A 13,058-nucleotide genomic window follows, 5' to 3' on the forward strand; every position below is an offset into this window, starting at 1 on the left:
GCGGCGGGGCGGGCGGCAAGGGGGCGGCGAGCGGGCGAGGTCACGGGCCGCCGAGCCAGCCCGCCGCGTCCAGGCGGAACGCGTCCGGCGGCACGACCGAGCGCAGGTCGTCCTCCATCGCGCGCAGCCGCTGCCCTCCCAGCTGCTTCGCCCACTCCGCGTGCAGCTCCTCGAAGATCGCCGCCGAGCGGCGCAGCGCGTCGATGCCGTGCGGGGTGAGGCGGACCAGCTTGCGGCGGGCGTCGGCCGGGTCGTCGGTGCGTTCCGCGTAGCCGAGGGCGATGAGGCGGTCGATCGTCTTGCCCGCGGCCTGCTTGGAGACGCCGAGACGGCGGCCCACGTCGCTGGCGCTCGCGCCCCGCACGCCGATCGCCTGCATCGCGAAGCCGTGGGCCGGGCGCGCGTCGGGGTGGCCCTGGCGGGACAGCTCGGCGTGCAGCCGGTCGATCAGCGTGCGGAACCCGGCGAAGAGGAGCAGCGGCAGCTCGAAGCCGCGCCCGTCGCTCTCCTCCTCCCCGGACGGTTCACTGCGCGCCTGGCCCTTGCGGGTATCGACAACCTGGTTTACCTTCTTATCGTCAACCACGTTGTCCATCGTAGGGGGTACCTCTTGTTCGCCGAGCACACCGTGGAAACCGCACCCGCCGATTCCCGCGCCGCGATGGAGCGCACCGCCGCCGCCTTCGGGAAGACGCCGAGCGCGGTGGCGCGGCTCGCCGAGTCGCCCGAACTGCTCAACGGCTTCCTGGAGTTGAGCGCCTCCTTCGAGCGCACGACGCTGGAGCCCGTGGCCCGTGAAGTCGTCATCATGACCGTGGCCGTACGCAACGACTGCCACATCTGCGTGACCATGCACACCGCCAAGCTGCGGAAACTGGGCGCGGGCACGGAGGTGATCGCCGCGCTGCGCGATGGCCGGGCGCCGGCCGACGAACGCCTGGAGGCGGTACGGCAGTTCACGCTGGAGGTCCTCGCGACCGCCGGTGGCGTCGGGGACGAGGAGCTGAAGCGGTTCCTCGCGGCGGGCCACACCGAGCGCAATGCCCTGGAGGTCGTCATGGGCATCGGTACGTACACGATGTCGACGCTGGCGAACCGGCTGACGCGCGCCACCTGAGGGGCCCCGGGGGGCGGGGCTGACGCACAGGCCGTTCACAGCGAGTCCTGAGGGAACGCACCGGAAGCAGGCCTAGCGTCGGGCCCATGGCAACGGAAAGCGATCTCAACAGGCGCAAGGTCCTGGCGCTCGGCGGCGCCGCCGCCGGGACGGCCGGGCTCGCGCCGGCCGGCTGCGGCAGCTCATCGGGCACGGACTCCGGGTCCGCGGCCGCACCCACCGGGGCTCCGCCCAGTGGCGCTCCCAGCGGCGCTCCGTCGGAGTCGTAGGGGGCGTGACGTCGTGGGTCTTGTCGGAGCGTACGACGACGAACGGCTGGCGAGTGCGGCCGTCCGGGCGCTCGTCGCCGAAGCCGAGTTGGCGCCGAGGGCCGGAGCGGTCCGGGAGGACGTCACCGCGGTGCGGTGGGCGGCGCGGGCGCTGAAGCCCGGTTTCGCCGCGATGGCGGCCGCCGCCCGCAGGAACGCGGGGCCCACGCGGGCGTTGCGCGAGGAGCTCGGCTTCATCGGCCGCGCGACGGAGCGGTCGATGCTGCGGGCCACGGGAGGGGTGAACACGCACCGGGGCTGCATCTGGTCCATGGGCCTGCTGGTGGCCGCGACGGCACTCAAGGCCGGGGCGTCCCCGCAGCCCGGGTCGCCGCTCCAACACGGTGCGTCCATACACGGTGCATCCATACTCGGTGCATCCATAGGTGAGTTGACGGACACGGCCAAGGCCCTGGCCGCCCTGCGGGACCGCTCGGCGCCGCGCCTTCCCTCGCCGGGTTCGACGGTCTCCGCGCGGTACGGGGCGGCGGGGGCGCGGGGTGAGGCGCGGGCCGGATTCCCGCACGTGCGGCGGGCGTTGGCGGCGCTGCGGGCGGGTACGGGGCGGCCCGATGTCCTGCTCTCCACCATGAGCACGCTTCAGGACACCGGAATCCTGTACGCGGCGGGACCACGCGGCCTCCGGGCGGTCCAGGCAGGCGCCCGCGAGATCCTCGACGCGGGCGGCACCACGACCCCCGAAGGCGCCGCCGCGCTCGTGTCGTTCGACGCCGAGTTGCGCGGCGGGGATCTGCGCCCGCGGGGAAGTGCCGCGCTGCTGGCCTGCGGCATCTTCCTCGACGACGTGGCATCGACGTGGCCCGCCAAGACGCGGCCCACAGACGCGAGTTCGGGCCGTGGTGACGGTCGCGCCACCCTCACCTCCGGTACATGACCCGGCGCAGCACCACCTCCACCGGCCCCCGCCGCCCGGCCCGCTCCATGGCGTACGCCCCGGCGACCGTCACCAGCCACACCCCCAGCGCGAAGAGCGCCATGGTCGCGCTCGTCAGATGCTCGCCGAGGCCGAGGCCCCAGGCGGCGAGGATCGGGGCGAAGATCAGGGAGTGGGCGAGGTAGCTGGAGAGGGAGCGCTTGCCGACGGCGGAGACGGCGGTCACGGCCGTGGCTCCCCGGCGGCCTGGGCGCCGCGTCCACCAGTGGACGAACAGCGCCACGGCCGCCACGTACCCGAGACCGGCCGCGTTCCCCGTGGCGTCCCGCAGCAGGGTCAGCACCCCGCTCTCGCTCTGCGCGTCGTCCGGGACGGTGATCGCGCCGACGTGGGCCAGCGCGGCGGGCAGCGCGCCCAGCCATCCCACCGCGATGCCGATCACGGCGGTCCACCGCAGCAGGGGCAGGTGGCGCCCCGGCTCTTCCAGCACGCCCTTGCGCGCCGCCCAGAAGCCGAGCAGGAAGACGACGTACGCGCCGCCCACCAGCGACAGCGGGGCCGCCGCGTAGGTGACGAACAGGCCGGTCATGAAGCGGGTCCCCGCCGCCGTCGGCCAGCTCCCCTCGCCCGCGGCGTACGCCTGGGCCCCCGGTGCCGCGCCCACTTCGCCCATCGAGCCCAACTCGCCCGCCAGCGCGGCCGATACGACGGGCTCGGCGGCGAGCAGCACGAACTGGGCGGTGGCGATCCAGATCCACCACTTCAGCGCGCGGTCGCCGCGCCGCAGGAAGAGCCAGCCGAGGACGAGGCTGATGAGTCCGTAGTAGCCGACGATGTCCCCGGCCATCAGGAGGGTGGAGTGCAGCAGCCCGATGACGAGCAGGCAGAGACTGCGCCGGCGCAGCAGCCGCACGGCGTCGCGCTCCGGGGTCCCCGCGGCCGTCTGCCGCAGGAACAGCTGCATCATCCCGTACCCGAAGAGGAACGCGAAGAGCGGGTAGATGCGCAGGTCGAGCGTGGTGATCATGGCGAACTGCACGGCATGGTCGACCCACCCGCCGTCCACGGGCTGCCACCCCGATGCCCCGCGCCGGGCCGCCGTCAGATGGAACGCGGTGTTGGACAGCACGATGAACAACAGCATGAGCCCACGCGCGAGATCGGGCGCGAGGGCCCGCTCGCCGGGGAGCACGCCCGCGCGGCGGGGCGCGGTCTTCGTGGTCCTGGGTATGGCCTCGTCAGTGCTCTCAACCGTCATGCCTGAACGCTAGGAAGCCACCCACGGACGGACATCCGCCATCGGTCTAGCGAGAAGGCGCCTTCGGTCTAGCGAGAAGGGCCGAAGGGATGGGGCCCGGGCCGACCTCAGCCGGTGGGCGACTTCAGCCGGTGGGCGACTTCAGCCGGTGGCCGACTTCAGCCGGTGGGCGACAACTCGCTCAGGGGCAGGGGCGCCCTCTCGTACGGCGCGCCCAGGCCCCACGCCTGGTGCATCGCGTCCGCGAACGCCGCCGCCAGCTTGTGCTCGCCGCTCTCGTTCGGGTGCGTCCCGTCGTACGTGTCCAGGTCGATGTCGTACGACGTCGGCGTCGAGGCCAGGATCAGCGGGGACGCGCCCGTGTCCAGGTCCGCCACCGCCTTCGCGAGCAGCGTGTTGAAGCGCGCGACCTCCGCCGCGAACGGGGCGTCGGTCCTGGCCCGGACGTTCGGGATCACGGGGAGCAGGACCAGGCGGATGTGGGGGTTCGCCGAGCGCGCCTCGGCCACGAAGCGGCGCGCGTTCTCCGCGGTCTGTTCCGCGTTCGTGTAGAAGCCCAGGTCGATCAGGCCGAGCGAGATCAGCAGGACGTCGGGGGAGTCCTGCCGCACCGCGTCCGCCATCCGCGGCGCCATGTGCAGCCAGCCCTCGCCCCAGCCCGCGAAGTGGTGGCGCGGGAAGTCCGGGTCGCTGCCGGCGTAGGCGTACGAGACCGGCTCGCCGGAGACCTTGTCGTGCAGCGCCGTGCGCGGGCCGACCACGGCGAAGTCCGTGTCACCGAGCGAGGCCAGCAGGTGCTGCCACATGCGGTAGCGCCAGGTGTGTTCACCCGCGCTGCCGATCGTCATCGAGTCACCGACGAACATGAACCTGAGCATCCGCTCATCATCCCGGATCAAGGACCCGGCCTGCGATGTGAGGCTGAACACCCGCCGGACGTCCGCCCTCCGGCGCCGGGGTGGCAGGCTTGGCCCATGCGTTCACTGCGTTCTTCGATGGGTGCCCTGAGTGTCGTCGGTGCCGGAGCCCTGCTCGTCCTCGCCGGCGCCACCGGCCCCGCCGCCGCCGACGACGGCCACGACGGGTTCACCATCAAGGACCCCCGCATCATCGAGTCCAGCGGCCTCGCCGCGTCCCGCGCCCACCCCGGCGTCTACTGGACGCACAACGACCAGGACAAGAACGGCGCGCTGCTCTACGCCGTGGACGGCAAGACCGGCGAGACCGTCGCCACGATCACCATGACCGGGGTGGGCAAGCCCCGCGACGTCGAGGCCGTCTCGGTCGGCGCCGACGGCAACATCTATGTCGGCGACATCGGCGACAACCTCGGCGGCACCTGGTCCCACGTGTGGATCTACAAGCTGCCCGAGCCGAAGAAGCTGGGCGACCGGACCGTCCGCGCCACCCAGTACACGGTGAAGTACGCGGACGGGGCGCGCGACGCCGAAGCGCTGATGGTGCACCCCAAGACCGGCCGGATCTATATCGCCGACAAGAAGGAGGAGGGCGGCAGCCTCTACGAAGGGCCCGCGCAGATGTCCGCCTCCGGCGTCAACGTCTTCAAGCGGCTCGGCGACACCGACCTCTGGACCACGGACGGCGCCTTCTCGCCCGACGGCAAGCAGCTCGCGCTGCGCGGCTACCTCGGCGGAGTCTCGTACACCTGGAAGGGCGAGGGGAAGAAGCCCGAGCGCCAGGGGCGGCTGAGCGTGCCGCTCCAGCGGCAGGGCGAGTCCGTGACGTACACCCTGGACGGGACGACCCTCATGTACGGCAGCGAGGGCGAGCAGAGCCAGGTCGAACCCGTCGAGGCGGAGGGGGCGGGCGGCGACAACGCGGGGTCCGGCGGCGGGAGTTCCGGCGACGCGGGTGACGGCGGGGGCTCCGGGATCGACGGCGACCTCAAGGTGGGGGCGCTGACCATCGCCGTCGTGCTCGCCGCCTTCTTCGGGCTGAGGCGGCTGTTCCGGCGGAGGTAGCCGGGGACCGGGGGCGCTGGTAGCCGGGGATCGGCAGCGCTGGTAGCCAGGGTCCGGCGGCGCTGGTAGCCGGGTCCGGCGGCGCTGCTCGCCCAGGACCCGCACCTCGTAGTGCAGCGTCCTGTCCCGCTTCACCTTGTGCGCGAGAGGGACGAACACCCCGTGCAGGGACGGGTGTTTGCGCCGCATGCGCTTGGGCTTCCAGGCCGAACGGGCGACCGCGGCGCTCGCCCCGGGTTCCGCGGGGCTCGCAGGAGTCGGCGTCATGCCTTCCGTGCGCTGCTTCCCGCCGCCTCGCGCCCGGCCACCAGAACGTCCAGGCCGTCGAGCACGCGCTGCAGTCCGAACTCGAAATGGTCGAACTGCGAGCCGAACGCGTCGGAGGAGAGGCCCGCGAGATGGGGGTAGCGGCCGCTCTTCATGATCCGTTCGAGGGTCGGGGACTGCGCCTCCCAGAACGCCTCGTCCGTCAGGCCGCTCTTCTTCACGGCCTCCATCTCGTGCACCTGGGTGCGGGCGACCCCGGTGACGTACCCCTCGACCATGACGATCACGCCGATCAGCTCGGGGTCGGTCAGGCCCATCGACTTGATGCCGGACAGGGTCCGTTCGAGCCCGCCGACCGAGCCGGGGCCGAGCACCGGGCGGGCCTGGTTGACCTGGAGCAGCCAGGGGTGTTCGCGGTAGAGGACGAGCGTCTCGCGGGCGTACGCCTCGACGGCCTCGCGCCAGGTGCCGGGCGGGGGCTCGGCGTCGCCGGACGGGGTGTACACGCGGTCCAGCATCAGGTCGAGCAGTTCGCCCTTGCCGGGGACGTACCGGTACAGGGACATCGTGCCGGTGCCGAGCTCGGTGGACAGGCGGCGCATCGAGACCGCCGTGAGCCCTTCGGTGTCCGCCAGGCGCACGGCCTCGGTGATGATCCGGTCCAGGGTGAGTCCGGGTTTGGGGCCCCGCGTGGGGCGCTCGCCCTCGCCCCAGAGCAGTTCCAGGCTGCGGGAGATGTCGCTGCCGGTGCGCTGGGTGTCGCCGCCGTTCGTGCTCGTCATGGCGCTCAGCCTAATCGCCGGACCGTTAATTGGGTACACCGTACCCAAGGAACTGAGTACGGTGTACTCTCTATTGGGTACGGCGTACTCAGAGCAAGATCTGGAGGGGCAGTGAGCGAGAACGATTACGCGGTGCGGGCCGATGGGCTCGACAAGCGATACGGGGAGAAGCGGGCCCTGGACGCCTTCGACCTGCACGTCGAGCGCGGCACGGTGCACGGCCTGCTCGGCCCGAACGGCGCGGGCAAGACCACCGCCGTACGCATCCTCTCGACGCTGGTGCGCCTCGACGGCGGCCGGGCCGAGGTCGCGGGCGCCGACGTGGTGCGTCAGCCCCATGTCGTCCGCGGCCGCATCGGCCTCACCGGCCAGTACGCGGCCGTCGACGAGGTCCTCACCGGTCGGCAGAACCTGGAGATGTTCGGCCGCCTCTTCCACCTGGGCGGCAAGCGGGCCGCGCGGCGCGCCCAGGAACTCCTGGAGCAGTTCGACCTGGTGGACGCGGCGGGCAAGGGCGCGGGCCAGTACAGCGGCGGCATGCGGCGCAGGCTCGACCTCGCCGCGTCGATGATCCTCGCGCCCGCCGTCCTCTTCCTGGACGAGCCGACCACCGGGCTCGACCCGCGCGGGCGCCTCGAAGTCTGGGACACCGTACGGAAGCTGGTCGCGGAGGGCACGACCGTCCTGCTCACCACCCAGTATCTGGAGGAGGCCGACAAGCTGGCCTCCCGGATCACCGTCATCGACCAGGGGCGCGCCATCGCCGACGACACCCCCGACGGCCTGAAGAACACGGTGGGCGGCAGCTACCTGGAGGTCGTGGTGCGCGAGGCCGCCGATCTGCCGGCGGCCATGAAGGCCGTCGCCCGGGTCGCGCAGGGCGTGCCCGAGGCCGTCGACCTGGAGCGGCGCGTCCAGGCGGCGGTGACCGACCGCGTGGGCGCGCTGACGGACGTGGCCCGCACCCTTCAGGACCAGGGGGTCGCGGTGGAGGACATCGGACTGCGCAGGCCGAGCCTGGACGACGTGTTCCTGCGGCTCACGGGGCATCGGACGGAGTGCGAGGAGGGCGTTGCCGCCCCCGTCGACGTATCCGGGATCGACACTAAGACGGGAGCCGCGGCATGAGCGCCGTACTGAACTCGCAGAACTCGCAGAAGTCGGGGGACTCGCAGAACTCGGGAAACTCGGGAAACTCGGAGAAGCTGTCGGTCGCGTTGACCGCCGACACCTCGCACGGACGCTTCTACTGGGCGCTCGCCGACACCTGGAACGTCACCCGCCGCTACCTCACCCAGTTCCAGCGCCAGCCCGTCAACATCGCCTGGCAGCTGGGCTTCCCGATCATCTCCGTGCTCCTGTACGGCTTCGTCTTCGGCGAGGCGATGAAGGTGCCGGGCGGCGGCGATGACGGCGACTACAAGCAGTTCCTGATGCCCGGCATGTTCGTGATGACCATGGCCTTCGGCTTCATGAACACCGCGATGGCGGTCGTCACGGACTCCACCAAGGGCGTCATCGACCGCTTCCGCTCGATGCCGATGGCGCCTTCGGCGGTGGCTGCCGGGCGCGGCCTGGCCGACCTGATCGTGGCGTGCGCCGAGCTGACGATCCTCGCGCTCACCGCGCTGGCGATCGGCTGGCGCTCCAGCGAGGGCCTTCCGGAGACGCTTGCCGCCTTCGGACTGCTGCTGTTGCTGCGGTTCAGCCTGATCTGGGTCGGGGTGTTCCTGGGCCTGGTGGTGCCCACTCCCGAGGCGGCGGGCGGCCTCTACGCGGTCGCCTTCCCGCTCACCATGATCTCCAGCGTCTTCGTCGCGCCGTCCCTGATGCCGGACTGGCTCGCACCGATCGCCGCCTGGAACCCGGTGTCCTCCACGGGCACGGCGGCGCGCGAACTGTTCGGCAACCCCGGTGCGGGCGGCGCGAGCTGGGTCGAGCAGAACGCGGTGCTGATGGCGGTGGTGTGGCCCCTGGCGATCTCGCTGCTGTTCCTGCCGCTGGCGGTACGGAAGTTCAAGCAGCTGAGCAGGTGAGGTGCTGAGCTTCGTCTACGCAGTGGGGGGCGCCCGGCAGATGCCGGGCGCCCCCCACTGCGGAAGAACCGCCGAGTGTCAGAGCTTCTCGATCACGTAGTCGATGCACTGGGTGAGCGCCTCGACGTCAGCCGGATCGATCGCCGGGAACATCGCCACCCGCAGCTGATTGCGGCCCAGCTTGCGGTACGGCTCGGTGTCCACGATGCCGTTGGCCCGCAGCGCCTTCGCCACCGCCGCAGCGTCGATCTCGTCCGCGAAGTCGATCGTGCCGATGACCTGCGACCGCTTGGCCGGGTCCGTGACGAACGGCGTCGCGTACTTGGACTCGTCGGCCCACCCGTACAGCGCCTGCGACGACGCGGCCGTGCGGCCGGTCGTGAACTCCAGGCCGCCCTGGCTGTTCATCCACTCCAGCTGCTCGGCGAGCAGGAAGAGCGTGGCGAGCGCCGGGGTGTTGTACGTCTGGTTCTTGCGGGAGTTGTCGATCGCCGTGGGCAGGCTGAAGAACTCCGGGACATGCCGGCCGCTCGCGTGGACGCGCTCGGCACGCTCGATCGCCGCCGGGGAGAACGCGGCGAGCCAGAGGCCGCCGTCCGACGCGAAGGACTTCTGCGGGGCGAAGTAGTAGACGTCCGTCTCGGCGATGTCGACCGGCAGGCCGCCCGCGCCGGAGGTGGCGTCCACCAGGACGAGGGAACCCGCGTCCGCGCCGGCCACCCGCTTGATGGGGGCCGCGACGCCGGTCGAGGTCTCGTTGTGCGTGAACGCGTAGACGTCCACACCCGCCTCGGCCCGCGGCTCCGGGTGCGTGCCCGGCTCGCTCTGGATCACGGTGGGCTCGGCCAGCCACGGGGCCAGCTTCGAGGCCTTGGCGAACTTGGAGGAGAACTCGCCGAAGCTGAGGTGCTGCGACTTGTTCTCGATGAGGCCGTGCGTCGCGACGTCCCAGAAGGCGGTGGAGCCGCCGTTGCCCAGGATCACCTCGTACCCCTCGGGAAGGGAGAAGAGGTCGCGCACACCCTCGCGCACCTTGCCGACCAGGTTCTTGACCGGGGCCTGGCGGTGGGAGGTGCCGAGCAGAGAGGTACCGGTGGCGGCGAGCGCGTCCAGCGCCTCCGTGCGCACCTTGGAGGGGCCCGCGCCGAAACGTCCGTCGGCGGGCTTGATGTCAGCGGGAATCTGGATCTCAGCCACGAGGTGAGCCTAGCGGCTCGGGGCGGGCCGTCTTCGGGGTGTCCGTCCGGTGAGACCGCCACGTCACCCGCCGTGGACGGCGCGGGGCCCCGCCCAGGGCCCCGCCCCGGACCCCGCTCCTCGATAGCCGGAGCGGCCGGATTTCCGGCGAAGCCGGAGGGGATGCAGGTGGCCAGGGGGATTCGGGTAGGGGTGGGACCGGGGAAAGGAACGGCATGAGCGATCACGGAGACCTGGAGCGCACCCTGCGAGACGCTGTGCGGGGGGAGGTCGACTTCTCCGTCACCGCGCGGGCCCTGAACACCATGGACGCGTCCAACTACCGGCGCGTGCCGCTCGGCGTCCTCGCCCCGCGCGACGCGGACGACGTGGCGGCGGCGCTCGCGGTGTGCCGAGAACGGGGGGTGCCCGTCGTCGCGCGCGGCGCCGGTACGTCCATCGCCGGGCAGGCGACCGGCACGGGGCTCGTCCTCGACTTCACCCGGCACATGAACCGGATCGTGTCCCTCGACGCGGAATCGCGGACCGCCGTCGTCCAGCCGGGGGTGATCTGCGACGACTTGCGGGGCGCGGCGTCCGCGCACGGCCTGACCTTCGGCCCCGACCCGTCCACCCACAACCGCTGCACCCTCGGCGGAATGATCGGCAACAACTCCTGCGGATCGCACTCGGTCGCCTGGGGGACCACCGCCGACAACGTCTCGTCCCTTTCGGTCGTCAGCGGCGCGGGCGCGCGGCTCGCCCTGGGGCGGGGCTGGTCCGGCGCGCCGGAGGGCCTGCGTGCTGTGGTCGACGGCGAGTTGGAGCTCTTGCGCACCGGCTTCCCGGACCTTCCGCGCCGCATCTCCGGCTATGCCCTGGACGCCCTGCTCCCCGAGCGCGACGTGGACCTGGCCCGCGCGTTCTGCGGGTCGGAAGGCACGCTGGGCGTGGTGACGGAGGCGGTCGTACGCCTCGTCGACGCGCCGCGCGCGCGTGCGCTCGCGGTCCTCGGGTACGCCGACGAGAGCGCGGCGGCGGAGGCCGCGGCCGGACTGCTGCCGCACGGCCCGCTGACGGTGGAGGGGATGGCGGCCGATCTCGTCAAGGGAGCGCGCGGGCTGCCCAAGGGCGGCGCCTGGCTGTTCGTGGAGACGGGCGGCGCGAGCGAGGGCGAGGCACGCGCGCGTGCGGAGGCGATCGCGCGGGCGGTCTCCGGGGACACGGTGGACTCGGTGGTCGTGACGGACCCGGCGGGGCAGCGCGCGCTGTGGCGGGTGCGCGAGGACGCCAGCGGGACGGCGACGCGGATGCCGGACGGCAGTGAGGCGTGGCCGGGCTGGGAGGACTGCGCGGTGCCGCCGGCCCGGCTCGGCGCGTATCTGCGGGACTTCAGGGGGCTGCTGGCCGACCACGGCCTGCGCGGCACGCCGTACGGCCACTTCGGGGACGGCTGCATCCACGTACGCATCGACTTCGACCTGATGAGCGACGTGGGAGTGCGGCGCTTCCGGCGCTTCTCGGAGGATCTGGCGGAGGTCGTGGTCGCGCACGGGGGTTCGCTCTCGGGCGAGCACGGGGACGGCCAGGCGCGGGCCGAGCTGCTGCCGAAGATGTACGGGGCTGAACTCGTCCGGCTGTTCGAGCGGGTGAAGGGGGTGTGGGACCCGGCGGACCTGCTGAACCCGGGGATGCTGGTGCGGCCCGCGCCGCTGGACGCGAACCTGCGGTTCGACCCGCTGCCGCGCAAGCCGGTGGACGTGGCCTTCGGCTACCCCCATGACGGCGGGGACTTCTCGGCGGCGGTGCGCAGGTGCGTGGGCGTGGCGAAGTGCCGTACGACGTCGCCCGGTTCGGGCGGGGGCGTCATGTGTCCCTCCTTCCGGGCGACGGGCGAGGAGGAGCACTCCACGCGGGGGCGGGCGCGGATGCTGCACGAGATGCTCGCGGGGGAGGTGGTGACGGACGGGTGGCGCTCGGAGGAGGTACGGGACGCGCTCGACCTGTGCCTGTCCTGCAAGGGGTGCCGGTCGGACTGTCCGGTGGGCGTGGACATGGCCACGTACAAGGCGGAGTTCCTGCACCACCACTACGAGGGCCGCAGGCGTCCCGCGGCGCACTACGCGATGGGCTGGCTGCCGCTGTGGCTGCGGCTGGCGGACCGGACGCGGACGGCGGGCATCGCCAATGCGCTGGCGAGGGTGGGGGTGCTGGCGTCGCTGGCGAAGCGGTGGGGCGGGATCGCGCGGGAGAGGGAGATTCCGCGGCTGGCGGGGGAGTCGTTCCGGCGGTGGTTCGGGGGGAGGGGGGCTGCGGGGGCTGCTTCGGGGGGTCCGGCGGTGGTGCTGTGGCCCGATACCTTCACGGATCATCTGTCGCCGGGGGTGGGGCGGGCGGCGGTGCGGGTGCTTGAGGACGCGGGGCTGCGGCCGGTCGTACCGCCGGGGGACGTGTGCTGCGGTCTGACGTACGTGTCCACGGGGCAGTTGGACCGGGCCCGCGCGGTGATGCGGCGCACGCTGGAGCGGATGGGGCCGCTGCTGGATTCGGGGGCGCTGCTCGTGGTGCTCGAACCGAGCTGTGCGGCGGCGTTGAAGACGGATCTGGTGGAGCTGATGGGGGAGGGCGGCGGGGGCGACGGGGGTGACGGGCGTGCGGCTGAACTTGCCGGTCGCGTACGGACGTTCGCGCAGGCGCTGGAGGAACTGGCCCCGGAGTGGTCGCCGCCGCGGATCGGGCGGGCGGTGGTGGGCCAGACCCACTGCCACCAGCACGCGGTCCTCGGCGACGGGGCCGAGCGCCGCCTTCGGGAGAAGGCGGGCCTGGTGGGCGAGTTGAGCGGGGGCTGCTGCGGGCTCGCGGGGAACTTCGGCTTCGAGGCGGGGCATTACGAGGTGTCGGTGGCGTGCGCGGAGGAGCAGTTGCTGCCGGCGGTCAGGTCGGCGCCGTCCGACGCCGTGGTCCTTGCGGACGGCTTCTCCTGCCGGACGCAGCTGGAGCAGTTGGGGGAGGGGGTTCGGGGGCGGCATTTGGCGGAGGTGTTGGCGGAGGGGTTGGGAGAGCGCTGAGCTGCGCTGGGCTGGGGCGGTGGTGACTTCCCTGCCCCGCGGCTTCGGCGGCTCGGCAGCCTGCGACGCCGCCTCGTCCCAACCACTTGCCCTCCCCCGCTGGGCACCAAGCCCGGGATACCGGCTCCGGCCACGGCTCACGCCCCCGGCCCACGGCAGCCTGCGGCGC

Annotated in this window: 12 protein-coding genes; 7 read left to right on the plus strand and 5 right to left on the minus strand. The window is 72.5% G+C overall.

Translation table 11 applies throughout. The features are described 5' to 3' along the window. Positions 1-40 precede the first annotated feature (40 nt). Positions 41-595 carry a MarR family winged helix-turn-helix transcriptional regulator gene (locus tag ACZ6ZP_RS34985; RefSeq protein WP_469409808.1) on the minus strand — a complete coding sequence of 185 codons (555 nt, stop codon included), beginning with the start codon at positions 593-595 and terminating at the stop codon, positions 41-43. Positions 596-610: 15 nt separating this feature from the next. Between ACZ6ZP_RS34985 and ACZ6ZP_RS34990 the strand changes: the two genes are divergently transcribed. From ACZ6ZP_RS34990 to ACZ6ZP_RS35000, 3 genes are all read left to right on the plus strand, one after another. Further along, complete coding sequence (locus tag ACZ6ZP_RS34990) at positions 611-1,117, plus strand: carboxymuconolactone decarboxylase family protein (protein ID WP_351162598.1); 507 nt, start codon at positions 611-613, stop codon at positions 1,115-1,117. An 86-nt stretch (positions 1,118-1,203) separates the two neighbouring features. Then, positions 1,204-1,386, plus strand: a complete 183-nt coding sequence (locus tag ACZ6ZP_RS34995; RefSeq protein ID WP_351162600.1) for a hypothetical protein — start codon at positions 1,204-1,206, stop codon at positions 1,384-1,386. 13 nt (positions 1,387-1,399) lie between these two features. Next, positions 1,400-2,320, plus strand: a complete 921-nt coding sequence (locus ACZ6ZP_RS35000) for a triphosphoribosyl-dephospho-CoA synthase (protein WP_469409810.1) — start codon at positions 1,400-1,402, stop codon at positions 2,318-2,320. On the opposite strand, the gene ACZ6ZP_RS35005 is transcribed toward ACZ6ZP_RS35000, so the two are convergent. Together ACZ6ZP_RS35005 and ACZ6ZP_RS35010 are read right to left on the minus strand one after the other, a co-directional pair. Next, positions 2,304-3,578: a DUF418 domain-containing protein gene (locus tag ACZ6ZP_RS35005; RefSeq protein ID WP_469409813.1), complete on the minus strand. Its 1,275-nt coding sequence runs from the start codon at positions 3,576-3,578 to the stop codon at positions 2,304-2,306. The genes ACZ6ZP_RS35000 and ACZ6ZP_RS35005 overlap by 17 nt on opposite strands. A gap of 158 nt (positions 3,579-3,736) precedes the next feature. Continuing rightward, a complete protein-coding gene (locus ACZ6ZP_RS35010) occupies positions 3,737-4,456 on the minus strand; it encodes an SGNH/GDSL hydrolase family protein (RefSeq protein ID WP_361467053.1) in 720 nt (239 codons plus the stop codon). A gap of 96 nt (positions 4,457-4,552) precedes the next feature. On the opposite strand from ACZ6ZP_RS35010, the gene ACZ6ZP_RS35015 reads away from it, so the two are divergent. Beyond that, positions 4,553-5,560, plus strand: a complete 1,008-nt coding sequence (locus tag ACZ6ZP_RS35015) for a TolB-like translocation protein (protein WP_399974668.1) — start codon at positions 4,553-4,555, stop codon at positions 5,558-5,560. A 263-nt stretch (positions 5,561-5,823) separates the two neighbouring features. On the opposite strand, the gene ACZ6ZP_RS35020 is transcribed toward ACZ6ZP_RS35015, so the two are convergent. Beyond that, the gene (locus tag ACZ6ZP_RS35020; protein WP_366462511.1) at positions 5,824-6,609 is read right to left on the minus strand and encodes a TetR/AcrR family transcriptional regulator; all 786 of its coding nucleotides are present in this window, start codon (positions 6,607-6,609) and stop codon (positions 5,824-5,826) included. Between the two features lie 111 nt (positions 6,610-6,720). Here ACZ6ZP_RS35020 and ACZ6ZP_RS35025 point away from each other — a divergent pair, with 111 nt between their 5' ends. After that, positions 6,721-7,737, plus strand: a complete 1,017-nt coding sequence (locus tag ACZ6ZP_RS35025; protein ID WP_469409816.1) for an ATP-binding cassette domain-containing protein — start codon at positions 6,721-6,723, stop codon at positions 7,735-7,737. Next, the gene (locus tag ACZ6ZP_RS35030) at positions 7,734-8,645 is read left to right on the plus strand and encodes an ABC transporter permease (protein ID WP_469409819.1); all 912 of its coding nucleotides are present in this window, start codon (positions 7,734-7,736) and stop codon (positions 8,643-8,645) included. The genes ACZ6ZP_RS35025 and ACZ6ZP_RS35030 overlap by 4 nt, the downstream gene beginning before the upstream one ends. A gap of 78 nt (positions 8,646-8,723) precedes the next feature. On the opposite strand, the gene serC is transcribed toward ACZ6ZP_RS35030, so the two are convergent. After that, positions 8,724-9,842 (minus strand): phosphoserine transaminase, encoded by a 1,119-nt coding sequence (serC, locus tag ACZ6ZP_RS35035; RefSeq protein WP_361466080.1) that lies wholly within the window; start codon positions 9,840-9,842, stop codon positions 8,724-8,726. 215 nt (positions 9,843-10,057) lie between these two features. Here serC and ACZ6ZP_RS35040 point away from each other — a divergent pair, with 215 nt between their 5' ends. Beyond that, positions 10,058-12,889, plus strand: coding sequence for an FAD-binding and (Fe-S)-binding domain-containing protein (locus ACZ6ZP_RS35040; RefSeq protein WP_469409821.1), 2,832 nt, complete (start codon positions 10,058-10,060; stop codon positions 12,887-12,889). Positions 12,890-13,058: the final 169 nt, after the last annotated feature.

This window comes from Streptomyces sp. NPDC054047 (assembly GCF_055585065.1).

What these genes read in the sequence shown, in the direction of transcription:
- ACZ6ZP_RS35015 (WP_399974668.1), top strand. Translation starts at nt 4,553, where the DNA reads ATGCGTTCACTGCGTTCTTCGATGGGTGCCCTGAGTGTCGTCGGTGCC.
- ACZ6ZP_RS34995 (WP_351162600.1), top strand. Translation starts at nt 1,204, where the DNA reads ATGGCAACGGAAAGCGATCTCAACAGGCGCAAGGTCCTGGCGCTCGGC.
- ACZ6ZP_RS35030 (WP_469409819.1), top strand. Translation starts at nt 7,734, where the DNA reads ATGAGCGCCGTACTGAACTCGCAGAACTCGCAGAAGTCGGGGGACTCG.
- ACZ6ZP_RS34985 (WP_469409808.1), bottom strand. Translation starts at nt 595, where the DNA reads ATGGACAACGTGGTTGACGATAAGAAGGTAAACCAGGTTGTCGATACC.
- ACZ6ZP_RS35020 (WP_366462511.1), bottom strand. Translation starts at nt 6,609, where the DNA reads ATGACGAGCACGAACGGCGGCGACACCCAGCGCACCGGCAGCGACATC.
- ACZ6ZP_RS35040 (WP_469409821.1), top strand. Translation starts at nt 10,058, where the DNA reads ATGAGCGATCACGGAGACCTGGAGCGCACCCTGCGAGACGCTGTGCGG.
- ACZ6ZP_RS35010 (WP_361467053.1), bottom strand. Translation starts at nt 4,456, where the DNA reads ATGCTCAGGTTCATGTTCGTCGGTGACTCGATGACGATCGGCAGCGCG.
- ACZ6ZP_RS35005 (WP_469409813.1), bottom strand. Translation starts at nt 3,578, where the DNA reads ATGACGGTTGAGAGCACTGACGAGGCCATACCCAGGACCACGAAGACC.